The organism is Streptomyces sp. NPDC026522 (genome assembly GCF_055567555.1).
This window is the reverse complement of sequence record NZ_JBVHQF010000015.1, coordinates 127,728-154,265: the sequence shown is the minus strand read 5'-3', so window position 1 is coordinate 154,265 and position 26,538 is coordinate 127,728. Positions and strand designations below refer to the sequence as shown.

31 protein-coding genes and 1 pseudogene are annotated in these 26,538 nt (G+C 68.0%); 10 read left to right on the top strand and 22 right to left on the bottom strand.

Annotated features, from left to right (window positions below; genetic code table 11):
* Positions 1-132: 132 nt before the first annotated feature.
* The 5 genes from ACZ4M3_RS32000 to ACZ4M3_RS31980 form a co-directional block, all read right to left on the bottom strand.
* Complete coding sequence (locus tag ACZ4M3_RS32000) at positions 133-1,449, bottom strand: hypothetical protein (protein WP_467738587.1); 1,317 nt, start codon at positions 1,447-1,449, stop codon at positions 133-135.
* Positions 1,446-3,506, bottom strand: a complete 2,061-nt coding sequence (locus tag ACZ4M3_RS31995) for a polymorphic toxin-type HINT domain-containing protein (protein ID WP_467738586.1) — start codon at positions 3,504-3,506, stop codon at positions 1,446-1,448. The genes ACZ4M3_RS32000 and ACZ4M3_RS31995 overlap by 4 nt, the downstream gene beginning before the upstream one ends.
* Before the next feature lie 80 nt (positions 3,507-3,586).
* Entirely contained in the window at positions 3,587-4,555 is a 969-nt protein-coding gene (locus ACZ4M3_RS31990; protein ID WP_467738584.1) for a sporulation-delaying protein SdpB family protein, read from the bottom strand.
* Positions 4,552-5,145, bottom strand: coding sequence for an SdpA family antimicrobial peptide system protein (locus tag ACZ4M3_RS31985; protein WP_467738582.1), 594 nt, complete (start codon positions 5,143-5,145; stop codon positions 4,552-4,554). Before ACZ4M3_RS31985 ends, ACZ4M3_RS31990 begins: the two co-directional genes overlap by 4 nt.
* A 130-nt stretch (positions 5,146-5,275) precedes the next feature.
* Positions 5,276-5,920 carry a hypothetical protein gene (locus ACZ4M3_RS31980; RefSeq protein WP_467738580.1) on the bottom strand — a complete coding sequence of 215 codons (645 nt, stop codon included), beginning with the start codon at positions 5,918-5,920 and terminating at the stop codon, positions 5,276-5,278.
* 313 nt (positions 5,921-6,233) lie between these two features.
* On the opposite strand from ACZ4M3_RS31980, the gene ACZ4M3_RS31975 reads away from it, so the two are divergent.
* Genes ACZ4M3_RS31975 through ACZ4M3_RS31965 form a run of 3 tightly spaced genes read left to right on the top strand, consistent with a single transcriptional unit; the run spans position 6,234 to position 7,556 of the window.
* Positions 6,234-6,707 (top strand): DUF1648 domain-containing protein, encoded by a 474-nt coding sequence (locus ACZ4M3_RS31975; RefSeq protein ID WP_467738578.1) that lies wholly within the window; start codon positions 6,234-6,236, stop codon positions 6,705-6,707.
* Complete coding sequence (locus ACZ4M3_RS31970) at positions 6,707-7,192, top strand: hypothetical protein (RefSeq protein ID WP_467738576.1); 486 nt, start codon at positions 6,707-6,709, stop codon at positions 7,190-7,192. The genes ACZ4M3_RS31975 and ACZ4M3_RS31970 overlap by 1 nt, the downstream gene beginning before the upstream one ends.
* A 1-nt stretch (position 7,193) precedes the next feature.
* A complete protein-coding gene (locus ACZ4M3_RS31965) occupies positions 7,194-7,556 on the top strand; it encodes a GntR family transcriptional regulator (protein ID WP_467738574.1) in 363 nt (120 codons plus the stop codon).
* Positions 7,557-7,990: 434 nt separating this feature from the next.
* Here ACZ4M3_RS31965 and ACZ4M3_RS31960 read toward each other — a convergent pair.
* The 3 genes and pseudogenes from ACZ4M3_RS31960 to ACZ4M3_RS31950 all read right to left on the bottom strand — a co-directional run.
* Positions 7,991-8,266: pseudogene (locus ACZ4M3_RS31960) on the bottom strand (IS630 family transposase); the annotation flags it as partial.
* A gap of 165 nt (positions 8,267-8,431) precedes the next feature.
* Positions 8,432-8,671, bottom strand: a complete 240-nt coding sequence (locus tag ACZ4M3_RS31955) for a hypothetical protein (RefSeq protein ID WP_467738572.1) — start codon at positions 8,669-8,671, stop codon at positions 8,432-8,434.
* Positions 8,672-8,961: 290 nt separating this feature from the next.
* Positions 8,962-11,160 carry a hypothetical protein gene (locus ACZ4M3_RS31950; RefSeq protein WP_467738570.1) on the bottom strand — a complete coding sequence of 733 codons (2,199 nt, stop codon included), beginning with the start codon at positions 11,158-11,160 and terminating at the stop codon, positions 8,962-8,964.
* 149 nt (positions 11,161-11,309) lie between these two features.
* On the opposite strand from ACZ4M3_RS31950, the gene ACZ4M3_RS31945 reads away from it, so the two are divergent.
* Complete coding sequence (locus tag ACZ4M3_RS31945; RefSeq protein WP_467738568.1) at positions 11,310-11,672, top strand: DUF6233 domain-containing protein; 363 nt, start codon at positions 11,310-11,312, stop codon at positions 11,670-11,672.
* Positions 11,673-11,997: 325 nt separating this feature from the next.
* On the opposite strand, the gene ACZ4M3_RS31940 is transcribed toward ACZ4M3_RS31945, so the two are convergent.
* The 9 genes from ACZ4M3_RS31940 to ACZ4M3_RS31900 all read right to left on the bottom strand — a co-directional run bounded on the left by ACZ4M3_RS31940 (position 11,998) and on the right by ACZ4M3_RS31900 (position 18,602).
* Positions 11,998-12,432, bottom strand: a complete 435-nt coding sequence (locus ACZ4M3_RS31940) for an HNH endonuclease family protein (RefSeq protein WP_467738625.1) — start codon at positions 12,430-12,432, stop codon at positions 11,998-12,000.
* A 491-nt stretch (positions 12,433-12,923) separates the two neighbouring features.
* Entirely contained in the window at positions 12,924-13,145 is a 222-nt protein-coding gene (locus tag ACZ4M3_RS31935; RefSeq protein ID WP_467738566.1) for a hypothetical protein, read from the bottom strand.
* Positions 13,146-13,192: 47 nt separating this feature from the next.
* Positions 13,193-14,389: an enoyl-[acyl-carrier-protein] reductase FabV gene (locus ACZ4M3_RS31930; protein WP_467738564.1), complete on the bottom strand. Its 1,197-nt coding sequence runs from the start codon at positions 14,387-14,389 to the stop codon at positions 13,193-13,195.
* Positions 14,386-14,649, bottom strand: coding sequence for an acyl carrier protein (locus ACZ4M3_RS31925; protein WP_467738562.1), 264 nt, complete (start codon positions 14,647-14,649; stop codon positions 14,386-14,388). Before ACZ4M3_RS31925 ends, ACZ4M3_RS31930 begins: the two co-directional genes overlap by 4 nt.
* Positions 14,650-14,662: 13 nt before the next feature.
* Positions 14,663-15,337, bottom strand: a complete 675-nt coding sequence (locus tag ACZ4M3_RS31920) for an SPASM domain-containing protein (protein ID WP_467738561.1) — start codon at positions 15,335-15,337, stop codon at positions 14,663-14,665.
* Positions 15,338-15,340: 3 nt separating this feature from the next.
* Positions 15,341-15,757 carry a hypothetical protein gene (locus tag ACZ4M3_RS31915; protein ID WP_467738559.1) on the bottom strand — a complete coding sequence of 139 codons (417 nt, stop codon included), beginning with the start codon at positions 15,755-15,757 and terminating at the stop codon, positions 15,341-15,343.
* A 114-nt stretch (positions 15,758-15,871) separates the two neighbouring features.
* Complete coding sequence (locus ACZ4M3_RS31910) at positions 15,872-16,693, bottom strand: DUF4145 domain-containing protein (RefSeq protein WP_467738557.1); 822 nt, start codon at positions 16,691-16,693, stop codon at positions 15,872-15,874.
* 214 nt (positions 16,694-16,907) lie between these two features.
* Positions 16,908-17,489 carry an HD domain-containing protein gene (locus ACZ4M3_RS31905; RefSeq protein WP_467738555.1) on the bottom strand — a complete coding sequence of 194 codons (582 nt, stop codon included), beginning with the start codon at positions 17,487-17,489 and terminating at the stop codon, positions 16,908-16,910.
* Positions 17,490-17,510: 21 nt separating this feature from the next.
* Positions 17,511-18,602: a helix-turn-helix domain-containing protein gene (locus ACZ4M3_RS31900; protein ID WP_467738553.1), complete on the bottom strand. Its 1,092-nt coding sequence runs from the start codon at positions 18,600-18,602 to the stop codon at positions 17,511-17,513.
* A gap of 197 nt (positions 18,603-18,799) precedes the next feature.
* Here ACZ4M3_RS31900 and ACZ4M3_RS31895 point away from each other — a divergent pair, with 197 nt between their 5' ends.
* The 3 genes from ACZ4M3_RS31895 (at position 18,800) to ACZ4M3_RS31885 (ending at position 19,947) form a co-directional block, all read left to right on the top strand.
* Positions 18,800-18,973: a hypothetical protein gene (locus tag ACZ4M3_RS31895; RefSeq protein ID WP_467738551.1), complete on the top strand. Its 174-nt coding sequence runs from the start codon at positions 18,800-18,802 to the stop codon at positions 18,971-18,973.
* Positions 18,970-19,209, top strand: a complete 240-nt coding sequence (locus tag ACZ4M3_RS31890) for a hypothetical protein (protein WP_467738549.1) — start codon at positions 18,970-18,972, stop codon at positions 19,207-19,209. The genes ACZ4M3_RS31895 and ACZ4M3_RS31890 overlap by 4 nt, the downstream gene beginning before the upstream one ends.
* A gap of 168 nt (positions 19,210-19,377) precedes the next feature.
* Positions 19,378-19,947, top strand: coding sequence for a hypothetical protein (locus ACZ4M3_RS31885; RefSeq protein ID WP_467738547.1), 570 nt, complete (start codon positions 19,378-19,380; stop codon positions 19,945-19,947).
* On the opposite strand, the gene ACZ4M3_RS31880 is transcribed toward ACZ4M3_RS31885, so the two are convergent.
* The 4 genes from ACZ4M3_RS31880 to ACZ4M3_RS31865 form a co-directional block, all read right to left on the bottom strand.
* Positions 19,944-20,219, bottom strand: a complete 276-nt coding sequence (locus ACZ4M3_RS31880) for a hypothetical protein (RefSeq protein WP_467738545.1) — start codon at positions 20,217-20,219, stop codon at positions 19,944-19,946. The two genes, ACZ4M3_RS31885 and ACZ4M3_RS31880, sit on opposite strands and share 4 nt — an antisense overlap.
* Before the next feature lie 139 nt (positions 20,220-20,358).
* On the bottom strand, positions 20,359-20,580 hold the full coding sequence (locus ACZ4M3_RS31875; protein WP_467738543.1) for a hypothetical protein: 222 nt from the start codon (positions 20,578-20,580) through the stop codon (positions 20,359-20,361).
* A gap of 360 nt (positions 20,581-20,940) precedes the next feature.
* Positions 20,941-21,996 carry a zeta toxin family protein gene (locus tag ACZ4M3_RS31870; protein ID WP_467738541.1) on the bottom strand — a complete coding sequence of 352 codons (1,056 nt, stop codon included), beginning with the start codon at positions 21,994-21,996 and terminating at the stop codon, positions 20,941-20,943.
* Positions 21,993-22,304: a hypothetical protein gene (locus ACZ4M3_RS31865; protein ID WP_467738539.1), complete on the bottom strand. Its 312-nt coding sequence runs from the start codon at positions 22,302-22,304 to the stop codon at positions 21,993-21,995. The genes ACZ4M3_RS31870 and ACZ4M3_RS31865 overlap by 4 nt, the downstream gene beginning before the upstream one ends.
* A gap of 436 nt (positions 22,305-22,740) precedes the next feature.
* Here ACZ4M3_RS31865 and ACZ4M3_RS31860 point away from each other — a divergent pair, with 436 nt between their 5' ends.
* The 3 genes from ACZ4M3_RS31860 (at position 22,741) to ACZ4M3_RS31850 (ending at position 24,779) form a co-directional block, all read left to right on the top strand.
* On the top strand, positions 22,741-23,355 hold the full coding sequence (locus ACZ4M3_RS31860) for an ISL3 family transposase (protein WP_467738537.1): 615 nt from the start codon (positions 22,741-22,743) through the stop codon (positions 23,353-23,355).
* A 541-nt stretch (positions 23,356-23,896) separates the two neighbouring features.
* The gene (locus ACZ4M3_RS31855) at positions 23,897-24,148 is read left to right on the top strand and encodes a transposase (RefSeq protein ID WP_467738535.1); all 252 of its coding nucleotides are present in this window, start codon (positions 23,897-23,899) and stop codon (positions 24,146-24,148) included.
* Positions 24,149-24,191: 43 nt separating this feature from the next.
* Positions 24,192-24,779, top strand: a complete 588-nt coding sequence (locus ACZ4M3_RS31850; protein WP_467738532.1) for an SMI1/KNR4 family protein — start codon at positions 24,192-24,194, stop codon at positions 24,777-24,779.
* A gap of 291 nt (positions 24,780-25,070) precedes the next feature.
* Here the strand turns inward: ACZ4M3_RS31850 and ACZ4M3_RS31845 are convergent, their stop codons facing one another.
* Complete coding sequence (locus tag ACZ4M3_RS31845) at positions 25,071-26,531, bottom strand: IclR family transcriptional regulator domain-containing protein (RefSeq protein ID WP_467738530.1); 1,461 nt, start codon at positions 26,529-26,531, stop codon at positions 25,071-25,073.
* Between the last annotated feature and the right edge of the window lie 7 nt (positions 26,532-26,538).

The following is a 26,538-nucleotide window of genomic DNA, read 5'->3' as shown; positions in this document are numbered from 1 at the left end:
TGGGCTTCCTTCTTTCGCTGCAGCCCGGACGCTGACCGAGTCGAGCGCGCACCGTGACCAACGAGGTCCAATGCGAGCGCCCCTCCGGTAGGAGGGGCGCTCTGGTTTGACGTACGGGTACGGGCAGGCGGGTCAGCTGCGCTGCACCAGGTGGTCGATCGAGAAGAGGAGATGGTCCTCGCCGTACTGGAAACGGCTGCCGAGGGTCTCGTACCGGGCGTACCGCTCCTCGGTGAGCGGCAGTTGCAGGACTTCCAGTGTCCGCAGGAACAGGCGGAACCCTAGGTCGGGGTCGACCTGGGTGACGACCTGTTCCAGTGCTCCCATCACCGCGGTGCCCTCCAGGGGACGGAATGCGGGGCTGATCGCCTTGCCCGCGGCGAGGGCTGCCACGTCCCGGATTTCGCGGAGGACCGCGTCACTGGTGCCGGTGTGAAGGGCCGAGGCCACCGGGAGGTAGGCGGGAGCGACCGCAGCCAGGCGCTCCTCACACACTTCCACGACCTGCTCCAGCCACTCCCGGCCGCCGACGCCGCACTCGTCGATGCTGTAGCCCCGGTCCGTCGCCGCCAGCCACAGCACGGTGATGGTGTCGTCGGACAGCCCGGAGTCGAGCATCCGCCGCGTGTCCTCCCACAAGATGGCCGCCTCCGAGCCCGGAGGCCGCTCGTACCCGTCGTATGTCACGGCGTTCTCGAGGGCCGCGCGGGGAGTGCGGTAGTGCCACCCCGCCGTAAATTGTCTGGCGAGTTGGGAGAGTCCGAAATCCCCGGAGACGCCCTGCCTGGTGGTGCTGACCTGCGGCCAGACGATGTACAGGCCGTCGTGGACGGTGCCTGCGGGGAAGCCGAACTGTCGGCCAAGTGCCAACAGGCGGCGGTATTGCTCAGACGGGACGGGCACGGCGTGGGCTTTGAGCGCGCGGAGGAACAGTCGCATGCCGAGGTCACCGTCGGCACCCGTCACCACCCGTTCCAGGGCGTCGACGAGGTCCGGCAGCGCCGACGCGCCGACGAGGGCCGGGGCCGTGGCACGGAGTTCCGCCACGACCGCCTGGCACACCCCCACGTCCCGCACCGGCCGCACCGGTGGCGGAGTGTAGGAGCGCTTGTTCTGGCCGAGCCGTGCTGTGGACACCTCCGAGATCCGCTCCAGCCATCCGCGGCAGGTCATGCCGTGGTCAGCCGGGTCGAAGGCACTGCCGGTGGAGGCCAGCCACACCGTGCGGAGGATTCGTTCCGGCAGCTCGGAAGCCAGCAGCCGGCGAGCGTCCTCACCCAGTTCGACGGCCTCCTCGCCCTCGGACCCGTCGGCGGTCTCTTCCGCGTACGCCAGGGCGTCGGCCGGGCCAGTGCCGGAGCCTCTACGGCTCAGGCGTTCGGTCAGGGCGGTCAGGCCGAAATCCTCTCCGTAGCCGAGCTGGTAGTAGGTCGGACGTTCCTGGGTCATGGAGTTCCCGTCGGGAAGGCGGTCATGATGGCGAACCCACCACGCCCCTGGCCACTATGGCCCGACACCTTCATCAGTTTCAGCGAGACGCTGTTACCGGTGCTGGTTACCGTGACGCCGTCCGGGTGGTACATCTTCCCCAGGGACGGATAGGCATTCCAAGTCCCTGTGATGTCCAGGACCACCTCGCCTTCCCTCGCTCCTGCCACCCTCTGTTCGAACTTCTTCCACTTGACCTTGTCCAGGACCCTTTGGCCGTTCTTCACCGTGGTGAAGTGGTCCGCCACGATGCGGTCGATGGCCTGCTGGGCGATTTCCTGGCTGGTGAACACCGAGTTCGGCACCCCCTTCCTCCCGGCCAGAGTGAACGCTTCGGCCGGAGTCGGGCTCACGTGCTCCGCGAGTGCGTGCATCTCGCCCGATTCCTTGTACTTCCTCAGACTCGGCAGGAGTTCGTCGCCGAGGTTGATGCAGTTGTGCACGAGCACGTCGGACGCTTGTGATCCTTCAGCGCGGACGTAGAAGGTGTGCAGACCGCTGACCGTGAGGTCGTAGACCTGCTGGGATGCCGCGTCGGTCTCGCCGCCTACGCCTGCCACCGTCATCAGCTCCCCGTTGGGGCGGAGCAGCCGGTCTCCCGTACGCAGTTCCGAAGTGAGAATCCATCCGCGCTTCTCAGCGTAGATCTTGTGTCCGGGCGTGGTCTCCAGACTGCTGCCGTCCGAAAGGCTGATGGTGACCAGGCCGTCCGCCGCGTGCTGGAAGGTGTCGGTGACCGGCTCGGAGCGGACCGCCCCGGTGGCCGGGTCGCCGGCCAGTACCGCGTCACCCACCCGAAGCGAGCTGATCGGGCGATGTGACCCGTCTGCCATGAGCACACGTGTTGCGGCCGGGAAGCTGTTGACCTTGCAGGAGGTAAGAACCGCTTCGGCCATATTGGCCTCGTACTCGATGGCTGCCAGAGCCTGCGGGTTGATCCTCAGTCCCTCCAGCCCCCGCAGGGCGTCGGCGATGCCGATTCCGGTACGCATGGCGGCATCGAGAGCGGTGATGCCGTCGGCGATGGGCCTGAGGATCTTGCCCGAGAACAGGAGCGCAACGTCCACCGCCGCCCAGGCGCAGCCGCCCCAGCTTCCGCGTTCGAATCCGGAAGCGAACTTCTGGCCGCACTTGATCCAGCTTCCGAAAAGGATGTCCACCGGGTCGACGCCGGCCTGGTACTCGCCGATCGTGATGGTGTGCGTGAACTCCTGGGTGAGTTCGTCTGTCGTGTACTCGCCCAGATACACCGTCTCGTTCGCGGGACATGTGGCCTTCGAGGGGTCCAGGACGTCCGCGGTGCACCGGTACAGGTCGAGGTAGGCCTTGTAGCGGATCTTCATTGTCATCGTGCAGTCGCCCTTGTAGAAGAGCGCATCGATCCAACCTTCGCAGCCGGCCGTCTTCTTCAGGGTCTCGGGCTTGCCGATCTGCTCGGTGCGGTCCATGACGTAGAACATTTTGCCGATGGACCCACCGGATCCGTCAGGCACGGTGCCGGTATCGATCTGCTTCGCATTGGCAGCTTTCTCCGCCCGGTCGGCTGCTTCCTGTGCCTCCTTGGCGTACTTGTCGGCGTCCTGGGCCGCCTTTTCGGCCTCGGTCGCGGCAGTGGCGGCGCGGTCGGCCGCGGCGCGGGCGGTCTTGGCGTCCTGTTCGGCCCGGGCAGCTGCGGCCCGGGCGGCGGTCGCGTCGAGGGCAGCCTGGTCGGCGGAGTCGCGGGCTGTCTTGGCGTAGCCCTCGGAGCGCCCGGCCGCCTGATCGGCTGCTACGGCGTCCGCCGCGGCCTGGCTGGCGTATTCGACGCTGCGGGCCAATGATGTGGCGGCCAGCGATGCCGACTTCGCGGCGTCGGCGGAGTAGCCCTCCTTGAACCCACCACGGGTCAGTTCGTGTACTACTCCAACCTCAAGTGGGGCCGCGCCAACAGCGACCGCCGCCGTCAGACTGTCACCGAGTTGAATCGCATGGCCTTCGCCTGATACCGCCGTGCCGGGCCCGGCGCACCGGGTGACCACGTGCAGAGATACTCGCGTGGGGACGGGTGCCTTTGGAGGATTCCCTGTTGCATCGGCGGGATGCCGATGCAACACACGGTTCAGAGGCCAGATCGCGGCAGGCTGGAAACGGTCGGCTTTGGCTGCGTCTCCCGCTGGGACGACGGACCGGCGGGCTCCTGCTCGGGCAGTTCGCCGTCAGTGACGTTGAGAGAGGACCCGGCAGGGAGGCAGAGCACGATGATCCCGCCTGCCATGGCAAGGGCGAAACTCCACAGGCCCATCATGCCCGCGATGGAGAGGTGGAAGAGCAGTCCGGCGGCCATGACGTACCGCCGTATGCGGAAGGGGATCAGCAGGCTGGCCGCCAAGGACAGCTCGATGACCAGCGGTACCCAGGTCATCAGCGCAACACCCAGTGCTGTAGAGACCAGGGGTGTCACCAGGATGGCCAGCCATGGGGCGGGGCCGAAATCAGGGTTGGTCCCCCAGTACCACATGGCTGTGCCGTCGGCCCATTCTGAGTGGGGGAGTTTGGCGACGGCGGCTTGGAAGTACAGGACCGACATCTGCAACCGCAGGACGACGAGGCTGGTGTGTCCCAACAGCAGGAAGGCGCGGTGGGACGAGCTGGTGTGGGGGTGAGTGGGCGGCTGCTGCCAGTGCCAACGGCGAGGGTCGCCGAGTGCTGGCAGGATAAAGAGCACCGAGAGGACGAGTGCGATCTGGTCTCCTCCGTCGATGATGGCAATGCCCGAGAACACGCTGTAGTTGATGTAGGCGTGAGCCAGTGCCGTCAGTCGTGGGCGCCATCCGGAGGCGATGATCAGGAGCATGGCGACGCATACCCACTTGATCCAAGTCAGACCGGTGTAGTCGTGCGGTGAGAGACAGAAGATGCTGCCTGCGGAGGCGGACTGGCATGACGGGTAATCGCCGAGTGTCGCCACCGGACGGAAGAGGGTTTGGGCGCTGGATGCCGCGAGTGTGCCCGCCGTGCCAAGGGCGACCAGTGTTCGAGCCAGCCCGTAGACGTTGGTCCATGGCAGGGGAATGGAATGTTTTGTCATCGGCAGGTCACCTGCCAGCTTGCCACTCTGGTGGGCGTCGAGTGTTCAGATGACAGATCACGCCATGCCCACGGCACCGGTTTCATCTCGACGACCGCGGCTTGGCCGCAGAGGGTAGGAGCGGGGGACGGGTTGGCTACGTGAGGCCGGTTCTTGACGCGGGACAGACATTGATCGACCGTGTCCGCGCTGTCGCAAGCGGTCCAGCGTGTGCCCTCCTGGCGCAGCATCAGGGCGGCCTCGATGCCTTGTGTGCGGGAGGCCCGGTCGAAGCCGAAGATGTTGGATGGTCGTGAGTGCGGCGTCAGGGAGACGTTCTTCCAATCACCGTCGACCATGCGATACGGGGCGTAGCTGGGGTCCTTGGCCGACTTAGTGAAGAAGGCCCATCCTTGGGGCGCCGTAACGGTGGCGAGTTTGCGCACTGTGTCCTGTGCGGGAAGCGATACGACATTGTGAGGGAGGAAACTTTGAGCCACGTAAAGCATGGCCACCGCCCATCCTGCGACGGCCGCTTTCACCCAGGAGCGCGGAACGTCGGCGGTGCCGGAAGGGTTCTTGCATTTGACGTCGAAACGGAATAAGCGCACGGTTCTCCCTGGTGCGGTGTGCACGGGTTCGGGTGCTCTGGCCCTGAGGCGAGGACGCGACGCGTTGCCGACAGACGGCGGTGGGGCGCTCCCGGGCGCACCCCACCGCCATGCCGGTGACGGGCTCTGGTCAGGCGGCCAGAATGTGGGTGAGCTTGGCGATGCGCTGCTCACTGGCGAGCGAGTTGTCCTTGCCCTCCGGCGCCACGGACGCGTTGGTGACGTACTTCCATGCCTGAACGGCCACGGCCACGGAGAGATTCACCGCGGCACCGGCGTTGAGGACGAACAGCACGTCGATGGCGAGGATCACGCATGTTCCGCTCGCCGTGCCGGGGTCGGGTGCGTCCGCGCCGTCCTTTGCCAGCGCCCGGAGGGCGCTGTTGCCGTCGGCGATGCCGCTTTGGACCTTGCGGGGATCGCCGGAACGGAGCTTGGCGGAGAATGCCTGGAAGAAGTCCGGCTGCTTCTCCTCGATCACGCTCATCACGGCGGCGGTGGCCTTGTGCTTCTGCTCCGTACTGTTCTCTCGGCTCAGTTTCGTCACCTGCCGGAAGTCCGCCGACTTGCCCAGCTCCTCGGCTACGGAGCCCTGAGAGAAGTAGACGCCGGCAAACAGGGCCCGTCCGTCTTCAGCGGAGCCTGCCTTGGGCGCTGTCGAGTGGGCTGATGACGTGGCGGTGCTGCTGCTTGCCGCCGCTCCGTGCGCGGCGACTCCGGTGAAGGCGACCGCTAACGCGGCTACGGCTGCAACCGCGGCGTTTCTGGTCTTCACGTGCGACTCCCCGAACTTGTGGTGATTGGCCGGTTTGGTCGTGCGTATACCCATTGCAATAAGACGGCGGTATCGTACACACAAGCGATTACTCAGAGGGGAGTAAATTTCCCTCGGGGTGACGGACGTCACATCGGCCACATTTCCGGAGCAATCGATTCCTATGCGTCGGGGCTGTGTAGGTAGCCCGGCGCCCAGCCAAGGAATGGGAACGTCCGAATATGACCACACGGAATACGTTTCTATTGTTCTAGCCTGATGCGAACAAGGAGTTTCGAGAGCACCGGATGCCCCCTCGTGGAACGGAGCCTGTGTGCCACCAGCCGACGAACAACACGACATGAGCCTCGGTCGCAGAGCCGCCGCGATCGTCGCACCCTTCATCGCAGCGCTGGTGGCCGTGCTCGCTACGTACCTGCTGCTATGGCACGGACTGCCGGATCGGATGGCAACCCACTTCGGGTTCAACGGCGCCGACAGGTACAGCCCTTCAGGGTCCGCCGTGGCCTCATACCTGGTGGTCTTTGTCATCGAGGTGATTCTCTTCCTCGTCTGGGCACTGGCCGGCGACGACGAGGACAGCACGCCAGGCTCGTTCCGCACGATCGTCACCCTTGCCTGGGCGGTCGCCATGGCAACGGCGTATCTGCTGTGCGTCCTGCTGCAGGCCAGCACCAAGTTCGCCGACGGCCGGGACGTCTCTGTCCCTCTCCACCAGTTCTTTATCGCGCTGGCCATTGGCGCTGCGATCGCGCTCGTAGGCCGCTTTGTACCACGGAGGCACTGATGCACTCTCAGCACGACGACAACAAGCGAACGGTCTGGTACCGGTCGCAGTACAGCGGTTGGATGCTCGCGGTCGGCGTAGTTCTCGCCATCGCCCTCGTCACGGTCGCTTCCTTCGTCGACGAGTACCGGACCGTCAGCCTCGTCCTCCTGGTTGCAGCAGCCGCCTTCCTCGTCACAGGCGGCATCAAGGTGACCGTGTCCGCAAACGGCGTCACGGTGGCCTCAGCTCTTGTGCCCTTTCTTCGGCGCAAGATCACGGTGGACCGCATCGCACGCGCTGGGGCTCGCTGGACCCGACCCATGGAAGTGGGCGGCTGGGGCTACCGGTGGAAGCCCGGCATGCGAGCGGTCTCCCTCAGGGAAGGCGACGCTCTCTGGCTCGAACTCACCCGCGGCACACGCTTCGTCATCACCGTCGACGACGCCGAGACAGCAGCGGACCTGATCAACCACTACCTGCCGCCGCGCAGCGAGGCCAACTGACATGCTCATCACCATCGATCCCGGTGCACGCACGTCGCTGGCGGAGCAGATTGCCGCCTGCATACGCCGCGGACTGGCCGATGGCACCATTCACAAAGGCGAACGGCTCCCGGGAGCGCGGGCCCTGGCAGCGACCCTCAGCGTCAACATGCACACCGTGCTGCGGGCTTATCAGCAACTCAATGATGACCGCCTCATCGAATTACGCCCGGGCCGCGGTGCCATCGTCACGACGACCACCCCGACCTCCCAGGCCCTGCTGATCGAGGCATGCCGACGCGTCGTACAACTGTCGCGGGCACACGGGCTGACGCAGCCAGAGGCTCTCGCCCTAGTCGAGAAGCAGTTCAGATCACCCCTGTAATCGCCTGCCAGGACGAAGATGCGACTGCGACTGCGACGGCTACGGGGGCCGCTGCTACGAGGAGTCGCAGCCGTAGCGAACGGATCGTTGGGCTTCCTCTCACGCCTGGTCCCCTACAGACCCCTGACGGCCCCGGGGCGCGGGAAGCGAACCCAGGTTCGGCCAGGGCCTGTCCGGTAGGCGAGAAGCCTCTCGGCGACCGCTGATAGTCGACACCCCTGGGGGAAGTCCGCATCCGGTGCCGCCCGCAGAACGCCCGCCCCGACAGCCCAGTGTCCGTCGAGGTTTACCCGCTGCGCCGAGCCACCCGGGCCGCGCTCCGGCGCTGGCTCCCGGTGCACCACCTGCTGAGGGCAGCTCACGGGCACGGTTCCGCTATCTCGTGCGGCCCAGCAGCTGTCTGGGGAGATACGAGCGGTCCATTACTGAGGTTTTCAGGGTGGGGTCGGTGGGTTGATAGCCAGACTTGTGGCGGTGAGGCAGCCGTCGATCAGGTGCGGCCTGAGCTGGATTCTGCGTAACTCACGGCGTAGGGCGGGAGGCGGATGGTGGGGAGCCAGTCGTGCTCGGCCTCGTACCGTTTCAGCCCTGCGGCCAGGTGGGTGTTGAGATTGTCCCAGACCACCACGATCGGGCCGTCGAGCTGGAGATGTGCCCGCACCAGCAGGTCGCGGTAGGTCCTTCCAGGAGAAGCGCTTGCGTGGCCCCCTTGAGCAGTAGCTGCTCGTCGATCTGGGCGTGGAGGTTGCCCACCCGGACGAGAACGGTGGGATGCGTGCCTTCGTAAGACGTCATCGCAGGAGGCGGAGCCCGCCAGCAACATGCTCCGCTTCAACCAGCCGCGCACCCGCTAGCCGGACACCCCCTGGCAGCGCTCAGCGTCTCGACGACTGCACCACGACCGCCGCCGACAGCAGGAGTCCGGCACCGGCCATCACCTTGGCGGCGGTCGGGCGTTCGCGCGGGTCCGCCCCGGTGGCCAGCAGGAGCTGCAGCGCCGAGGGGAAGAACAGGAACATCCCGGCCATGGCGCCGATGAACGACCACAGCACCAGCAGCGCCGGGATGCCGGAACCCGCGAACCACACGATCAGCACCGGTAGGGGGGTGACCACGGCGCACAGCACGAGGCCGAACTGCCATGGATGAATACTCGCTCGCGCAGCGGCCTGCATGACCAACCCCCGGACCCGATGACTTGAACGCGTTCAAGCCACCGGATCCGGGGGCGTGCTACGTCAGCGGGTGCACCGGCCAGCTGGACAGCAGGTCAGCGCGCCAACAACAACGCCCAGCGGGGCCAACTCAAGCGCTAAGGGACCAACTATCACGCTCACGATCCTGGAACGAACGGTGCGAGGCACAGCCTGGTTCGGATATCGAGCGGCCGACGATGTCCGCCAGGTCAGAGAGCTGGGTCCGTGAACGCGGTGAGGAGCGCCCGGGCGCGGGTTCGGAGGGCTTCGTCCTGATCGATGATGCGGTCTTCGACTCCGGAGCAGACGATCCGGGCGTCGCCGTCAGCGAGGGCGGCAAGTCGGCTCAGGTGATCGTCGGTCAATGCGTCTGCGCCGAGTGCTTCCAGGGCATCGCAGGCACCCGTCGGATCGGCGTCCTGTTCGGCGGACCGCAGGACGGCCTCGGCAAGCGCGGTGCGGTCCAGCGAGGCGGGTTCGGCCACGGCCCTGAGGGCTAGCACCGCGGGCGGCGCCTGTGCCGGATCGTCGAGGGCCGCTTCCAGACGAGGGGTGAGCGGCCGCCCCGCGAGGCCGAGGAGGACGGTCGTGCGGGCGGCCCGCACGACCGACCACCGGGACCAGGGGTTCTGTTCAGCGCGGGCGAAGACCGAGTCCAGAACGGCGACCACTGCGTCCGCGTCCCCCGTGACGCGCCACAGAGCCTCAGCGAGGGCCGTGTCCGTGTCCAGCGCGGGCGTGGTGTCGCCGTCCTGGCCGCTGAGCGCCGCGCGTAGAGCGGGCGCAAGCACCGCTCCCCGGGGACCGATCGAACCAGCCATCGTGGCGGCCTCCCGGAGCTGTCCGGCGCCACGTCCGAGGTCCCGTTCGAGGCAGTGCAGCAGGGGCGCGAGCTCGCCTTCGAGGTCGTCCAGGGCTTTCGCCGCAGGTAGGACTCCCCTCTCGGCCGCCACTCGCAACGAGGTGACGGCCCGTGCGCGGTCCGCCGGCGAGCAGTTGGCGGCGACGGAAGCGATGGCCCGGGCCACTTGGTCAGGAAGGTGTGGGAGCCCCGCGCACAACTCGGGCAACGCCGGCGTTGCCTCGGTGCCCCAACCCGCAAGCAGGGTCGTCAACTGCCACGGTTCGTTCCCGCTCAAGGCCTCGGGCCGGGCGAGGCGCTCCCGGACCGCGTCCAGGAGTTCGCCGTCGTACGGGAAGGCTGAGTCTGCCGGACTCTGGAACCCGGCGGCCGCGCCCAGGGCACGCGGCCGCCGCCCAAGGCCGGCGGCCAGGAGCGGGGCCGCCTGTGAGGGCGCAACACGTACGAGCGCGGCCAGGGCCCGGTCTGCGTGGTCGTCGTCCTGGTCCGGGTTCCGTCCGGCGAGCGGGGCGAGGATGACCGCAGCCGGTGTGGCGACACTGCCCAGTCGGCCGAGCAGGGACGCCATGTCGACCACCGACTCCTCGTCAACGGCCGCCGCGCGCAGGCTCCCGACCAGTCGCCCCGGGGCACTGCGGGAGAGCATGCAGGCGCGGTCGGCCGCCCAGAGGCCTTCGGCCCGCACATCGGAACGGCTGTCATGCAGGGCCGCGTCGACCAGTGCGAAAGCCACCTCTCGCTCCGCGGGGCGGCCCCGACCCAGAAGCGCCTCGACCACGGCGGCCAGCGGCTCGCTTCGCCCGAGGTCGAGGTCAGAGCGCAGGGAATCGGCGGGCAGCAGAGACAGCATCGTCGTGTGGAGGAGCTCCGTCCACGGCGCGCCCGCGTCGAGGGAGGCGAACACGGCGGCCATTCGCACCGCGGCAGGCTGGGACGATTCCAGAACGGTGGCGGCCGCGGCCGCTCCAACCTGAGGATCGAGTCGGGCAACCCCGGCCAGGACCTCCGCGCGTGCAGCGGGTTCGGCCTCCTCCTCCCAGCGCGCGCGAAGTGCCGGGAGCGCAGCCTCGGTCGCGCGGGTATGGGACACAGCCCAGGCCGCGGTCCGGCGTACCTGCGGCTCCGACGAGGCCAGCAGGGGCAGTAGCAGCTGAAGCTGGTCCGCCACGGCCGCCCGGACCGTACCCGACGCCACGCCGTACTCGTCCTCGCTCTCGGCCATGCCCCCGAGCAGCGCCAGGACATCTGCCGTGCGGTAGCCGGCCGCCGCGATCCCCGCCAGGAACGGCACCGCCTCCACACTGGCGGCGTAGACCGTCCCCTGGTGCAGAACGCACCCGTACAGCTCCGACAACGCCTCATCCGCCGCGTCCGCGTCGGCGCCGGCCAGAGCCCGCAGGAGAACGGGAACGTCCTCCGCACTGCCGTACGCGTGGGAGAGGGAAGACCAGGGGCAAGCATCCAGGCCGTCGAGCGGGTGTACGAGATCCATGCGGAGCATCGTGCCAGCCACCTCTGACATGCCCTGGCCACCCACCACGCTCACGCGGGCCAACCAGGACGCGCACACAGGCCAACTACAACGCCAAGGGGTCAAGCTGATCAGCATGCTGCTGCCCGATCGCCAGCGGCTGGAGGTCCGGCTCTGCGAACGGCGCCGCGACGATGCCACCGGGCAGTGGCTCTTCTTGATCGGTGCGCCGATGTGGCAGTACGCCGGGGAAGGAGTCGTTGAGGCGATGGAGTTCCGTACCTGGGTCACCGCGATCAGCTGCAGCCCATCGAAGGCGTCGCTCTCTCTCCCCAGTGCCCACCTACCGGGCCGAAGTGGAGCCGGCACCCTCCCGGTGGGGCTGGGTGCAGCGGCCGAAGCCCGGAGGTCGCGGCGCAGTCGTCCACGACCACGACTGCAGACTGGCTGTCGGGGGGGGCGGAGCCGAGCTGGGGCTGGAAGAGGCGCTGGATGCTCTGCTCCGTCCCGGCGCCGAGGCATGCGACCGATGCGACGCGGCCACAGCCCTCACCCCGCTGCTCCAGCTCGGCCAGGGCTACGCGTAGCGCGCGAGCCACAGCAACCGTCCGGCCCTGTTGCCGCCGGCAGGCAGCGGGACCGTGTCGAGGAAGAAAGGGGCTCGGAGGTGAGGGCCATGCCGCCGCTGTCACATGAGCGACTTCGGTCGGGCGGGCTTGCTTCGTTGAGTTGGTTGGAGGAGCACTGTCGGTATCCGTCCCATGGACAGTCGCCGGTGGCCGGCGCGCGGGAGGCGCCGGCTACTGCGCCTCCCCCGGGTGTAGAGCAGTACGCCGTAGGCGAGAACGAGGCGAGGTCCCTGATGGTCCTCCTCGGAGTGTTCGACGGTGACGAGCAGTGCGAGGAGGACCGTCATGCCGCCGTCAGAGACGTGCTTTGGCATCGGGTCCCGACGGCCGTGGCCCTGCAGAACTCGTAGATGACGGTGGCGCCGGGGCAGTCTTCGGCGAGGCCGAGGAGCGCTTCGCGCTCGCGGTCGTCGGCGGTCGGGGACCAGCGCAGCTTCGTCTCCACCCAGCCGGTGACGTACGTGCAGTGGTAAGTGGCGCTCGGGGGCAGCCACTCGGCCGGGTCCTTGCCGGCTTTGGCCCTGTTGGACTTAGCGGTGACCGCGATCAGCGATGTCGGACTGGCCAGGTCGTTGGCGTAGGCCTCGCGGCGCTTGGCGGTCCAGGCCGAGGCCCCGGAGTCCCAGCTCTCGGCGAGTGGGACCAGGTGGTCCACATCGAGGGCGGATGCGGCGGTGACCCAGGTGTCGTCGTACGGGGAGAACCAGCGCCCGCCAATGAGCTTGCAGCCCGGGGCAACCTCGGGCTGTTCGACGGCTTCCTGGAGGATGACTTCGGCTCGGGTGTTGCAGCCGTCGTCCGCGATCGCGCCGGCGTTCCAGTGCTTGAAGGCGGTGCGGACGTAGCCGTCGCGGGACTCGGCGGCCGCGGGGAGGGTAGCAGCCGTGCCGGGTCGGTCGGCCGAGGCCGGCTTGGCGGTGCCGAGCAGGGGCAGGGCGGCCAGGCGTCGGCTGAGGGCGGCGGCGCGCGGGCAGGCCGCGCAGCAACAGGTTCTTGATCACGCCGGGGTTGTAGCGGAACCCGCCATCCAGCTGGACGGCCCCGGGGTGCCCGGTCACCCGGGTGGGTGGCGGCGTTCACCGCAGAAACGATCGTCTGCCCGGGTGCGGAGCGGTCAGGGGGAGTCCGAGGGCGCGATGTTGCCGACGCCCCGACCATGTCCGGTGGGGGCCATCGCCATGTACGGGCCGGGGGCCAGGCCCGGGGAAATCAGTCGGCGTAGGGGCGCTGCCCGACGAGCTGGGTGAGCAGCTCGATGATCTGTGCCTGGTTGCGGTCGATCTTCTTGTCGAGGGCTTCGGCCTTCTGGTCGTGGTTGCCGAGGAGGCGTACTGCGGTGAGGTCGGACTTGATGGTCCCGAACTCGCGGTCGTGCTTCTCTGCGACCTCTTCGAAACGCCGGGTCAGGGGCGAGCTCGCTGTGAGCGACACGGAACGTGAAGCTCAGGGGCGCGGGCTGCCAAGGCGTCGGAGCAAGTTCATGCGTCGGCGCCTGTTGGCCACTCGACCGTCGTCTCTACGGGCTGCCCGTAGTCGATGCCGTCGACGCCCCACCCGTACAGCTCGCGGATCTGGCCCATGAACCAGTCCGCGCCACCCCGCGCGCGTTCCAGTCCGCTCTCCGGGTCTGCCCACAGTTCCCGCACCTGGTCCTGGACCTTTTCGTCGAGTTCCCAGCCGTCCAGTCGGATGCGGCCCTGCTCGTCGAGGAGCAGCGGTGTCGCCCCGGTGAGCTGTTCCCACAGGTCGCCGGCCTGCTCGGCCGTGGTGCGGAATCCGTCGCCGAGGACGGTGCGCAGGAAGCTCGTGTAGAGGGCGATGGAGGGGATGGCGCTGGAGGCTTGGGTGACGGCTGCGCCCGCGACCGCCGTGAATGCCCGGCCGATGTCCGCCAGTTCGGCGTTCAGGTGTCCGGCGGTCCGCTCCAGGTGTTCCTTGGCGGCGCCGATGGTGCCTTGGCGGTAGATGGGGGCCGTCAGTTCGGAGCCGATGTAGGTCAGCGCCACGGTGGTGAACCCGTCGGCCACCAGGCCGCGTGCGGTCAGGGCCTGGACCCACAGCTGCCAATCCGCGCCGCCCATGACCTGCTCGGTCGCATGCCGTTCCTCGTCGCTGGCCGTTGGAAGGGAGAGGTGAGTGACGTTGGGGGTGTCAGCGGAGAAGTCCAGTGCCGGGGCCTCGTAGGGCGCGCCGAGGGGTTTGATCACCGAGTGGTAGACGGTGCCGGTCGTCGGGTCGGTGCGGCGTGGGGCCGCCAGGCTGTAGATGAGGTAGTCGACCTTGCCGTACCGCTCTTCCACCAGGGCCAGCACCTGTTCCTTGCCCGCAGCGGAGAACGCGTCCGTGTTGACGAACACGAAGTCGCGGCCGGCCTTCCGGGCGAGGGCATCGGCGGCGACGGTGCGGTACCAGCCAGCGGTGGCCGTGCGCCGCTCGGTCTCCGCGCCCTCGAAGGCGACACCCACGCCGCGGATGCCGTGCCGGCGCAGCCCGGTCAGCAGCGTGGCGAGCCCGTACCCGGCGCTGTGGCCAAGGAGGAGCACGACCGGGCTGCTGCCGTCGGTGCGGGCGGGGATCTGCTCCCACATCCGGTTCACGGTCTCGGCGGCGCCGTCCGGGTGGGAGTTGACGATCAGGAAGCCGCGCTGCTTCGGGTCGAGGTGGCGAAGGCTCACAGTGCGTCCGTTCCGTTGGGTACGAGCCGGGCGAGGAGTGCACGCAGGTCTGTGACCGTCTGCAGACGGCCGGTGTCCTCGTCCGGGATGACGATGGTCAGGTGCTGTTCGAGATCGGTGATCAGCTCGGCCAGGGCCAGGCTGTCGATCCCGAGGTCCTGCTCTAAATGTCCGTCTGCGGGGAGCGTATCGATGCCCCGGCCCGCGGCCCGTGCGAGCGCGGTACGGAGAACTTCCTCGGTCGTTGTCACCTTCGGCATTGACGCTCCTCCCTCAGTGGGCGTCGGCCGCCTGCGTGGGGCGCAGGCGTGACGTCAGGGCGTCTTGTCCGATGACCGGCAGTGGCCGGGCGGCCGGCAGGCCGTTGGTCTCGCGGTGTTTGTGGCTCAGTAGGAAGCATGAGGCGCAGAACCCGCCGCACGTCGTCTCGGTGGTGAACGCCTCGGGGACCTTGCCGTGCAGGCCCCGCAGGCCGCCGCCGTCCGCGATCGCCCGCAGGTAGGCGTCGTCGTTCGCGCGCGCCACGATCGTGCGCATCCCGTCGGTGAAGACGTTCCCGAAGCCGAGCGACTCCGGGAGGTCGAAAGAGGCGCACGCGTACACGCGGCCGTCCTGCTTCACCAGTCCCGACGGCAGGATGTATGTGCCCACCGTCGGCGCGAAGCAGTCGAAGCAGCGGTCCATCCACCGTTTGACCGTCGTCTCGCCGGGCCGGTGCACCTTCTGCTGCTCGGGGAGCCGGTCGTTGTCAAGGTAGACGCGCATCGTGGAGTGCACCCGGTCATGCGGGAAGTCTCCGTACGTCCTCTCGTACACCTCCATCAGCTCGTACACCTTGTGCTCGCGGCTGTCCGGGGCGGCCAGCGAGGAAACGGCGACGTTCAGTTCACGCGCGCTGTAGTGGGTGACGGCGTAATGGAAAATCCGGGCGACCCAGTCCAGGGGCATGGTCTACTCGCCGACGGACAGCATGATCAGCGGCACGAACAGCTCATTGTCGAAGAGGCCGGCCTTCTCCAGCTTGGCGGAGGTCCGCTCGCAGCGGCAACGGGGTATGGGGGCCCCGGACGTCTTATAGGTGATCGAACACCGTTTCGCCGCCGCGGGCTCGCCGGAATCCGCTACCGGCCGCTGCACCTGGAGCTGGAGATCACCACCAAATGCAACGACTCGCCCTCGTGCAGCATGGGCGCACTGCCCCTCGCGCAGGGCCTGACGATGACCGCCGAGCAGCTGGACCGCCTGGTCGACAAGTTCGAAGCGATCGGTCTTCCCTCGGCCGCGGTCACCGGACGGGAGCCCTTCGTCGCCGTCCACGCCCTCGTCCGTCTGATAATCGGGCCCGAACAGCCTCATCGAGCGGGCCATCAGCCTCCTGCTCAGGTCACACGGCTAGCGGGGGTTCGTCTCCTCCTCCACCCACTTCGGGTACGCCTCGGAACCTTCGTCGACCGGGAGCACGAATGCCGACCTTCGGGCAGATCACAGGCCGAGCAGAGTAGGGGCCCATCGAAGAGTGGGGGAACCTTTTCGCGCCGTAATGTCGGCCGCCAATTGCTTGAGAGCTTCCTTGCTCTTGTCGTAGATCTCGGCGAGAACAAAATCGAGAATCTCGACCCCCTCGAGCACGTGGGCGATCTTCAGGGCGTCTTCATGGCTCCCTACGTTGCCAATCCACTTGACCGCCAAGATCATGTCGGCCGCATCGGTGAAGGCCGGCTTGGCAACCGCAAGCCTCTCGATGCGCTGATGGAGATTAAGGGGGAAAGGCCCCTTATTTCCCGACCACTTCCTCGGGATCCCCTGGTCGTCCATCAGTGCCTCGACGGCCGAGCGGAGGCGGTTCGCTGCCGAGCTGGGGTCAACCCAGAGAACGGCGGATGCGGCTTCGACCCGTCGCAGGACGGGTCGGGGCGCCCCCTCGTGGCTTTGCAGGAGCGGTAGTGAAGGATGGAAAAGCTTGGGTCGGTATTCTACTGACCAGCTTTCTCCATCCCAGCGCTCGCGCTCGTCCAGTTTCGTTGCGACTCTCATCTCGCCGACGACTCGGACGAGGTCGCATGTCGTCTTTCCGCAGCGGAGGATGCAACTAAAGCCCCCGTATGTCCAATCGGGCTCCCACTCATCCCAGAGCTCTGATTGGATGCGCTCGCTCGTCTTGGACTCTTCCGAGGTGAACGTCTCGCTTACAGGCGTCAGGTTCCCTCTGCCGCACGTCGGGCACGGAATGCTCGGCCATTCCTTGATGTCCTCGGGAAGGCCAGCCGCGATCACTCGCAAGTCTCTGATGAGCAGGTTGGGCATGACCGGATTCTGCCAGCTCCTCTGAGCCTCGACGAGAGGTTTCTCAAGCTAGTTCAGAGAAGGCGCAGCAGCCAACCGCTGCGCCCACTGTTCAAGGGGTTCGTCGTCCATACGCCCACAGTTTTCCACCCGACGAGGGCGGAGGCGGGCGGAAGTACCTCCGCCGGCGCACGTGCTCCTCGTCACCTGCTGGGGAAGGGCAGGAGGGGAGCGGTCAGTTCCCCAGGAAGGTTCGGCGCCACTGGAGCGGCGACATGGTCAGGGCAGCTTCGGCGAGGGCCTGCGCGGAGGGAGTCTTGAGACTGGCGATCGAGGTGTCGATCCAGTCCTGGACTTCGCTGTAACCCTGCGATCGGTACTCGACGGCCTGGACGAGACATTCGAGCTTGTCGGCGTCGTGCGCGACGAGGACTTCGAGGCTGGAGCCGGTCTCGTACTCGTCCACGACTCGCTGGACCCCGGCCCTGACGGCCGGGTGCGTGGCGCAGACCTGGTCGGCGGTGACCGTCTGGTTCGTGGCGGCCTGGATGTAGCTGCGGCCGATGTGGGGGATGTCCCCGATCCGGGTCTCTTGGGTGTCGTGGAACAGACACATCAGGGCGACCTTGCCCGCGTCGGCGCCTTCCATCATGGCCAGGACGGAGCCGATGATCCCGACGCGGAAGGAGTGCTCGGCGATCGACTCGGGGTTGTTGTTCCCGGTGAACCACCAGCCGGTGCGCTTCGCGTTCTTGAGGACGCCCATCTCGAAGAGGAACCCGGCCGTGCCCTGCGCGTTCGCCGTCTCGTCTGCCATGTGATGGACCTCCGGTTCGGATCATGTGTGCTGTCGTAAAACGTAGTGGACGGCGCCGAGTTCGCGTCTGGATCTCTGGGAGATCACGCCGTCCTCCAGAAGCCTTTCCGTACGGCTGTCCAAGGATGCGGCGAGTTCGGGCAGGGCGCGGGGGAGCCAGGGGCGGGCGGTCAGCAGCGCCCATAGCGAGTGGGCGTACAGGTCGACGTAACCGGGGGCGAGGTGCATGCCGTCGGCGAGGGCGCGCAGCAGGGCGACGGGGTCCCAGCCGGTGAGGGCGCGGTCGCGCATGAACGTGTCGTCGGCCTGTGGCTGGCGAGCGACTCCGAGCCAGTACGCCCAGTAGTTCAGGTTCGCGGCTTCGCCGTCGTCGTTGTCGGCTATGGCTCGCTCGATGAAGTCCCACAGCGGGATCGGGTCGCCGAGGCGGGCCAGGGCGGCGGCGGTGGAACGGGCTTCGGCCCACTGGGGGGTCCAGCCGTGGCGGGCCAGCGCGTCGCGGCGGGCGTGGAGGGCCTGCGCGGTCCACGCTCGTGCTTGGGGGGTGCGGTCGTAGGAGGCCAGGTAGAGGGCTTGCCGGTGGAGCAGGATGCCCTGGGGGTCGGTCCGTTTTGCGCTCTCGGCGGCGGCGCGCAGATGATCGAAGAGAGTCTGCTTGTCGCCGCTGTCGAGTAACGGGGCGGCGGGTACTGGGCCACGCCGAGGCCGGGCGAGGCGATCGGCGAGTGAGGGCGGCGGGGTGCCTGTGAGTGCCCAGGCCAGCATGTGCGTGGTGTCGCGGGTGTGCACCCACTCCCCGACAGCATGGAGAGCACCGGCGGGGGCCAGGCAGGCCGCCAGGATCCGGTCGGCGTCCATCGCCGGATCCAGGAGCACGAGAACGCTCTGGTCGGCGCCGAGGACGGCCAGGCGGCGACGCATGCCGGTCAGCGCCCCGGCCTTCATGTTGGCCAGCGGGCGGCGGCCGGACTCCCACCCCTGCACGGTGGCCAGGTCCACGGTGAGCCGTTCGGCGAGGCCCTGCTGGGTCGCGGGGATCGACTCCCGGGCGGTGCGCAGCACGAAACCGCTGATGAGCCCCGAACGTGGCCGGGCGGTGTGTGTGGCGGTCATCGACGCTCCCTTGGGCGGGGCCGCTACCCGAACTCGTACCCGCAGTCAGTCCTACTGCACCACGGGCGTCCGTACGGTCAACCCGTGGAATCGGCCCGGGTTTCCCCCGGTGGATCGGTTCCCGCAGCCGACGACACGTCGGCCGGCCACGTGCTGGACATCGCCTTCGCGCGCTCCGTCAGAGAGGCAGGTACGCCATGACCAACCGCCCCGCGCCTCACCCCACCCCCGACATGCCGGACGGCCCCAGCCGCGAGCTGCGTATGCGCGCCCTTCACGGAGTGGACGTATTCCTGGCCCGCTGGGAAGACCCCGAGCCCGTCCCCGAAGGCCAAGACGACGTCGCCGACGGCGCAGGGAGCGGGCAGTGAGCACCATGGCCCGTCTCCGCAACGCCCCCTACGACATCGGCGACACCGTCACCGGCATCTCGTACGTCGAGCCCGCCGACCGGGGCCGGGAGACCGCCGTGCACTTCACCGGGACGGTGGTGCAGGTCGGTTCCGGCTGGGACGGGGTCGACGCCGCCCTCGCCTACCTGTGGGCCCGCCTGCCCTCGGGCCGTGAGGTCAAGGCGCTGATACGCGACGTGCAGCGCGTGAGGTGAAGCACCCGGCCGGCGCAAGGTGGCCCCCGGTCACCTGCCGCGGCAAGCGATGACTCCCGTACGCCTGGGGCGCGACATCGATCCCCCGGGCGTACGGGGCACGGACCGCACCGGCCCACCAGGGGCCGGTGCGGGGCACCGCATGACCATCTCGTCGAGGAGTCCACTGTGAGTTCAAGCATGCCCACCCCCGCACAGACCGCCCGCCGGGCGAAGGAGATCCTGGCCGCAATCATCGCCGATGAGGAGTTCGGCGCGTTCGAGACCGCCACGCTGGAGTACTCCTCCGACTGGCAGTGCTTCACCGGGTTCCCCGTCATCGAGCGGTGGAGCCTGGACGCCGACAAGGGCCCGCTGTTCACCGAAGGCCTGCGCGCCCTTTCGCTCAAGGCTGCGGTCTTCGACCTCACCGGCGACGAGCACCTGGCCGAGGTCGCTGTGGCGGTCCCCATAGACGAGATGACCCACGCGATGATCGCCCAACCGCAGCTGTTCGCCCGGATCGCGGCACGCACCGGCTTCCAGCTCATCCACCAGACCGACCAGGAACACACCGACTACAGCGACGGGGACTTCACCCACCACGCCTACCGGCTCGCCTGGGGCCAACCCCCAACCCGTTACTGGCTCACCAAGGACGAAGTCGACCGCCGGGTCGACATCCTCACCGCGCGGTACGCGAGCATCGGCCTGGACCGTGCAGGACGCGAGCACGACATCGACTTCGCCGCCGCCTAACGTCCCGCCCTCCACCACCGCCGCCGGACCGGTTCCACAGGCACGACGACCGGCTCCGGCGGCGGCGCGTACCGGTCCGGCTCCACCCCGACCTTGTCGGGGTGGACACAGGCCGGGGTGCCGTCGGCGGTGTACCGGTGGCCGTCGGCCGGATTGAACGGGCACTCGCGACTGGGACGGTCGTAGACCACGAATCCTTCGCGAGGGAGCCTCGTCGCCGGGCAGATCTCGCACGCCGGATGGTCGGGGCCGGTCGCGAACGGCGTCGTCATGGCGGGACGGTAGCGCACCGCACCGCCCAGCCGCAGTCGGTCAGCACCAACGCCGGCCGCGAGAGAGCGTACGTCTTCCACAGCACCGTCACCCTCGCTGCGATCCGGCTCTGGCTTCATTCCTGAGTAGCGGGCACCCTCACTCGCCGGGATGGCCGTGACGCCCGAGGAGACCGAGTGCAGTCAGCACAGTGACGCAGAGCGTCATCCAGCCGATGAACGCGCCGCCGCCATACAGCACCGCACCAGCTATGGGCGCCCCAGCCTCATGCGAAAGTACCCCCGCCACCACCGCTACCAGCAGCGACGATACGCAGGACAGAAGTGCGAGAAGTACCTGAACGGTAAAGGTCAGCCTCACCAGTCGATCCCTTTCACGAAGGTGATCGACCAGTCGGCGGGCAGCCTCAGCTCGACCACCGCTTGCGGATGGCCTGCTGAGGCTCTGCGACGATTAGAGACTCATCGTGCTCATTGCCTGTCGAGATTGAAGCACTGTCCCCCATCGGACACGTCGCCAGTGCTTGTGACTCTCGAATGAGCAACCTGGAGCCTAGTCAAAGGCGTTGAAGATCGCCAGTAATCAAGCCTGGAAGGTGGGCGGTCCCACACCCACCGGACACGCCCTAGTCCTCGCCGTCTTCGCGGGCGGCGAGGTAATCCGCCAGTTGCGCCGTGCGTACTGGCCCAACCTGACCGCACTCACGGCCCACGCCGGCGACTATCGGCTTCGGCCACGCCCGGTGTCCGGCCCGTCCGGCCGACGACGGGGTGCCTGGGGGTCGACACCAGGGTTCGCGGCAGGGCCACGTCCGGGCTGATCCGGGCTTCGTGTTGCGGTGGTGCTGCGGGACCGCGCGGCCGCCGACGACGGCCTCCTCGCTGCGAGCTGCCGAGCATCGGCAGGCATCAGGATGGAGATCGCGTTCCGCTCGATCCGGTTCAGCCTTTGCGGCCACTCCGGCCCGAGCTCGCGGGTGCCATCGCGGAGCCGCAGTTGGGTGTCGACGAAGCCCTTGCTCTCGGCTTCTGAGAGGTGGTGCAGGCGTTCAGTCTCGATTGCTCCTCGGAGGGCCGGCGGCGCTGCCCACTGCCCCGCCTCGTCCCACGGGTTGCTGTATCGGGGCTTGCTGTCACCCCGCCGATACACGCTCGCCAGGTCGACCAGCGCACCGTGATCGACGCGATCGGCCAGGTCGAGAATGCCCTGGAAGGACTCGTCCGCGTTCGCCTGCACGGTCAGACGTCCCTGCCCCCGGTCGGCGAGCTGCTCGATATACCGGCTGACGATGCCTTGGTCGCTCAACGCCTTCGGCACGCCCATGAACAGCCCTTCGAGACGGGCACCAAACTGCCGGAAGACCCGCATCTTGTCCGCCGCGACCTGCGCGTTCTGAGAGGTCTCCTGGATAATCGCGTTCAATCCGTGGGTGCGTACGTACTCCTCGGCCCTGGCCATCCAGGCACGACCGTCGGCCCGGGTGTAGGCGGCCATGAGCGTGTCATCCTGTGCCATCAACCTCGCGTAGGCCGAGTGAAAGGGCTTGTAGAGGTCGCTGTCGACATCCACGAAGCCGCCCCGCCGGTTGAGCGCGGCGGCCACCATGCCAGCGACCCGGCTCTTGCCTGCGCCAGGCTGACCGACGAGGAAAACCACTGTCGGTTTGTCCTGCGGCAGGCGCCCTTGCAGCAGCGGCGGGACGATCCGACGCTGGAAGATCCGTTGATTTTCCTCCGTGCTTAACTGGTGCCGCTCGACCTCGGCCGGATCGATCACGGGATGTCCCCCAGCACCTTGCGCGTGAGTCGGGCGTAGTGGTCCCTGGCGGCCGCGATCTGTTCCCGCTCGCTGGCGCGCAAGCCCTCCCTCTCCCGGGCCAGCCGGAACTGCGCGGCCTCGGCCGCCTCGATGAGGCTCTGGTCTGGCTTGGGCTTGTCTTCCTGGGCGGCGATCAGGGCGCTGTATGCGCCGACGGCCCCGTTGACAGCTTCGATTGCCGCCTCGTACGCGGCAGTCTCCTCATTCGACCAGTCGTGCTGCTCAAGCCGGTGCGTGACGAAGCCGCCGTCATTCTCTGCGGGCACGGAACCCTCCTTCTCGTTGTGGTGATCATTCGCGTGCGGGGTTGCGAGGTGCGCGGTGTCTTCCGTGATCAGTGGGCGGGGGAGGAGGGCACGATGGTGTGGAGGCCGACCTCCGACACGGTCGTAAGCCCCTCGGCGGGCAGCCGCTTGGCTCTGTTCACTGAAAGGGGTTCTGGCTCACTTTCCGTAAATCATGACTCGGAGTGACGTTTGTCGGGCGGGCATGGCCTCGGGAAGGTGCCTGAAAATGATTCGTCCCCAGTGCGGTGTGGCTGACAGCTCGGCCCGTGGAAGAAGTAGTGCTCCGGCTGGAGGAGTTACTGTTTCCGTCGATCTCGGACGTGGCTATGCTGTCGGTCGACGTGACCGACGAAGCGGTACGTAACCCGCGCGGCTCCTTCACCGCCCGGCCGCGGCCATCGAGGCCCAGAGGACGGTGACCGGGTCCGATTGCCCTGGCTGTGGAAGCTGGTCGCGGCGGATTCACAGCTCTTACCTGCGGTTTCCCGCTGATGTGCCCAGCGGTGGCAGACGGGTTGTGCTATGCCTGCGGGTCCGCAGGTTCCTCTGCCCGGTCATCTCATGCCGGCGGCGGACCTTCGTCGAGCAGATGCCGGGGCTGACCCGTCGGTACGGCCGGCGGACCGAGCGCCTGCGGTCGACGCTGGCTGCGGTCGGCCTCGCGCTCGCCGGTCGGGCGGGGGCCCGCATAGCGAGAGTCTTTGGCTTGTCCGTTAGCCGCAGCACGGTGCTTCCGCTGGTCGAATCCTTGCCCGACCCGGAAGTTCCTGCCCCGCGTGTCGTCGGCGTCGATGAGTACGCGACCCGCAAAGGCCGCCACTACGGGACCGTCCTGGTCGACGTCGAAAGCCGACGCCCGGTGGACCTGCTGCCCGACCGGGAAGCCTCCAGCCTGGCTGCTTGGCTCGCGAAGCGGCCAGGGGTGGAGGTGGTCTGCCGCGATCGGGCACCGTTCTTCGCAGAAGGCGCCGCCGCCGGGGCGCTCCAGGCGGTGCAAGTGGCGGATAGGTGGCATCTCTGCACAACCTGAGCGAAGCCGCCGAGCGTTGTGTCGCAGACCACCGCGGATGCCGGCGGGTGCTGGCGCCAGATCCAGTCCAGCCTGCCCCCGAGCTGGAGAAGTTCGAAGACCCGTCCGGCTCGCCCTGGCCAAGGGGACACCGCTTCGCCGACCGAATCCGAGCCAACCACGCTGCTGTCCACGAACTGCTGACCGCCGGACTCAGTCGGAGGGCGATTGGCCGCCAACTCCGCATGACCTCGCGTACCGTCAAACTCTTGGCCGACGCAGCCACCCCGGAGGGGCCTCTTCCGCGGGCAGTAGCAGGGCCGGCCGTCCAAGCTGGACGCGTTCAAGCCCTACCCCCCAGCGCGTTCGCGCCTACTTCCGGGAGAAGCGGACCTCTCCCAACCCGATCACAGCTCGGCCACCGTCACCCCGCGTCGTCGCCGGCTGGATCCTCCGGCGCCCCGAGACCCTCCCTGGGATCGACCACCTTCGGCTCAAGGCAGTCTTGGTCCACTGTCCCGAACTCAACGCCCTCACCACTCACGTCCGGTCCTTCGCCTAGATGCTCACCGAGCGCCAGGGCGAACGGCTTCCCCAGTGGCTCGACGCCGTCCGGCGTGACGACCTCCCCAGCCTCCATACCCTGGCCGCAGGCATCGAACGTGACCGCGATGCCGTCATTGCCGGGCTCACCCTGCCTTGGAACTCCGGCGTCGTCGAAGGACACGTCAACCGGATCAAGATGCTCAAACGCCAGATGTTCGGCCGGGCCGGCTTCGCTCTCCTGAGGAAGAGAGTCCTTCTGGCCAGCTGACCACAGTCACCCATAGGGTGACGGGGACGAGAGAAGATGCACCATGGATCCCCGCATACTCCGCCTGCGTCGCAAGCTGGCCGCGATCCCGTTCCAACCACTGCATAGCCACTCCTTCGGAGAAGAGCAACACAAATTCCGCCTCGGTCCGAAGCTGGCAGAAGCACGCGTCGCTGCGTTCGAGGCCGAGCACGACATCGCCCTGCCCGACGCCTACCGGCAGTTCCTCACGCACATTGGCGGTTCAGGCGCGGCGCCGTTTTACGGCCTCATGCCGCTGGAGCGGTGTTCCCTGCTGGTCATGAACCCGCGTGAGGAACCGGGGACACCTCGCGGATTCGACGACGCAGAACTCGGGGGTCACGGACGCGACCTCTTCCTCCACGTCATCGAAATGGGTTGCACCGACGTATGCGTCATCGCGGTGACCGGTCCCCTCACCGGCCGCGTCCTCATCGGCAACAGCGACGGGTTCTGGGGCCCCAATGTCTTTTCCGCCACCGACTTCCTCGACTGGTACGAACGCTGGCTCAACCACATGAGCGCCGGATGCGACAACCGGGCCCTGGAGCTCACCTCACTCCAGCTTCGTGCCCATCCCGACAGGCATCGCATGGCACCGAAGATTTGACTCTCCGTAACCACTCCACGGAAAGTGAGCCAGAACCCGAAGTCGTGCACATCTGCCGTCGCCGCGTGGCAGGAAGTGCCGGTGGCGTAACAACGCGTACCCGGACGACTCCCCCTGCTGCGGGCTGGCCTCTATGTTCTGTCCGGAGGATCATTCGCGGAGCCAGAGTCTGCTGCGGTGAGGGTGCGGTGGAAGATTTAGGCGCGCGTGTTGTAGCGGGTGGCGACGGGTCCGTTCGACTTCGTTGCGGCGCTTGTAAAGCACCCTGTCGAAGCTGGTGGGCCTATGTGTCTAAGCCACGAGGGGCTCCGGCGAGCGGCGGGTGGCGGTGGTCGGTTCGGGACGGTCATCGAGGAGGCCTGCCAAGAGGAGGGTGGGGGCGAGGTCGGGTAGGCGTTGGGCGGCGGTGAGGAGGCGGGGGTACTGGTGGACCGGGAGAGAGAGGGCTAGGCCGCTGACCTGGCCGGGTAGGCCGAGGGGGACGGCGACGCAGACCGCGCCCGGGGAGTACTCGAGCAGGCTGAACTGGGCCCCGTGTGGGCCGCCCTGGTCGAGGTTCTCGAAGAGCTTGAGCGGGTCGGTGATGGTGCGTTCGGTGAGCCTGACAGGGGGGTGGCGGGTGAGGTGGTCCATCCGGGCGGCGCCATCGAGTTGGGCAAGGAGGCTCTTCCCGACCGCGCTCGCGTGAGCCGCAGCGCTGAAGGGGACCCACTCCTCCGCCGGCGGCGCGGACTCGCTGGACGAGTACGCCCGGATCTGGACGTCCCCGTCCGTGTAGCTGCTGAGGTACACCGCGGCGCCCACCTCGTCGCGCAGCCGGGCGAGGGCGTGGCCCAGGAGCGGTCCGGGGCGGGTCAGCGGTTCCAGAGCCGGTCCGGGGAAATGGGCGCCCGCGAACGTGGTAACCAGCTGTTGCCGACGGAGCCACTCCAGGAGCCGCGTGGTGGAGTCCAGCGACAGCCCTGCCTTGCGGGCGAGCGAGCGGGTGTCGATGCCGTCCGCGGCGTCGACCAGCCCCATGAGGTCACTGGCCCACCGGGCAGCCTCCCACCACACGGGTACGGCAACGGGGGCTGAGCGCTCGCGATGCATCTTCGTCCCGCGCCTCGTGACACGCGGGAGGCAGGCTGCTGCGTACCGCCCCGACGGGCCATGGCTGCTCGGGGAGCCGGACAGGCAAAGGGCGCCGGGCATGGCGTGTGGCCGCTTCGCCCGGTCCCACGCGGCCAGCCACGATCCCTGCTGTTCTTCCGCGACATCGCAGCCCCGCAGGAAGGCGGCCATCTGCCCCGGGCTGGCCGGCAGCCGCTGCTTTCGGAGGATGGCCCAGATGCTGCTCAGAGCGAGCCACTCGCTGCCACCCTTGCGCTGCACCTGCCGGTAGGGCGGGCGGCCGGCGTTCCGGTGAAGTGACACCAGCGCGCTGTTGAGTTCCCGTTCGGTGAAGACCCCGGCCGGCTCGATCACAGTGCTGGCCGGGACGTCGCGCGGCTGTCCATGGGCCGCCTCGGCCAGGCGCGCCGCCATCGCCACCTCCTCCTGCGTGGCTCCGCAGGCGGTGAGGAACTCTGTGACGGTCGCCGAGGTCGCCTTGCCGGAGGCGGCGCGCTTCAGGGTGGCAGCTGAGCTGCTGGTGCGGAGCGCGAGCTGTGCGTAGGTCAGACGCGCTTGGCCGCGGGCTCCCCGTAACAGCACGGCCAAGGCGGCGCGGATCGGGTCGGTCCAGTCCACTGGCTTCTCGGGGCGTCCCACCGTCCCG

Bases quoted from the DNA above. Each gene is read 5' to 3' on its own strand.
- ACZ4M3_RS32000 (WP_467738587.1), bottom strand. From the start codon at position 1,449: ATGACCCAGGAACGTCCGACCTACTACCAGCTCGGCTACGGAGAGGAT.
- ACZ4M3_RS31990 (WP_467738584.1), bottom strand. From the start codon at position 4,555: ATGACAAAACATTCCATTCCCCTGCCATGGACCAACGTCTACGGGCTG.
- ACZ4M3_RS31970 (WP_467738576.1), top strand. From the start codon at position 6,707: ATGCACTCTCAGCACGACGACAACAAGCGAACGGTCTGGTACCGGTCG.
- ACZ4M3_RS31965 (WP_467738574.1), top strand. From the start codon at position 7,194: ATGCTCATCACCATCGATCCCGGTGCACGCACGTCGCTGGCGGAGCAG.
- ACZ4M3_RS31925 (WP_467738562.1), bottom strand. From the start codon at position 14,649: ATGCCGAAGGTGACAACGACCGAGGAAGTTCTCCGTACCGCGCTCGCA.
- ACZ4M3_RS31920 (WP_467738561.1), bottom strand. From the start codon at position 15,337: ATGCCCCTGGACTGGGTCGCCCGGATTTTCCATTACGCCGTCACCCAC.
- ACZ4M3_RS31915 (WP_467738559.1), bottom strand. From the start codon at position 15,757: ATGGCCCGCTCGATGAGGCTGTTCGGGCCCGATTATCAGACGGACGAG.
- ACZ4M3_RS31910 (WP_467738557.1), bottom strand. From the start codon at position 16,693: ATGCCCAACCTGCTCATCAGAGACTTGCGAGTGATCGCGGCTGGCCTT.
- ACZ4M3_RS31905 (WP_467738555.1), bottom strand. From the start codon at position 17,489: ATGGCAGACGAGACGGCGAACGCGCAGGGCACGGCCGGGTTCCTCTTC.
- ACZ4M3_RS31900 (WP_467738553.1), bottom strand. From the start codon at position 18,602: ATGACCGCCACACACACCGCCCGGCCACGTTCGGGGCTCATCAGCGGT.
- ACZ4M3_RS31895 (WP_467738551.1), top strand. From the start codon at position 18,800: ATGACCAACCGCCCCGCGCCTCACCCCACCCCCGACATGCCGGACGGC.
- ACZ4M3_RS31880 (WP_467738545.1), bottom strand. From the start codon at position 20,219: ATGACGACGCCGTTCGCGACCGGCCCCGACCATCCGGCGTGCGAGATC.
- ACZ4M3_RS31855 (WP_467738535.1), top strand. From the start codon at position 23,897: ATGCTCACCGAGCGCCAGGGCGAACGGCTTCCCCAGTGGCTCGACGCC.
- ACZ4M3_RS31850 (WP_467738532.1), top strand. From the start codon at position 24,192: ATGGATCCCCGCATACTCCGCCTGCGTCGCAAGCTGGCCGCGATCCCG.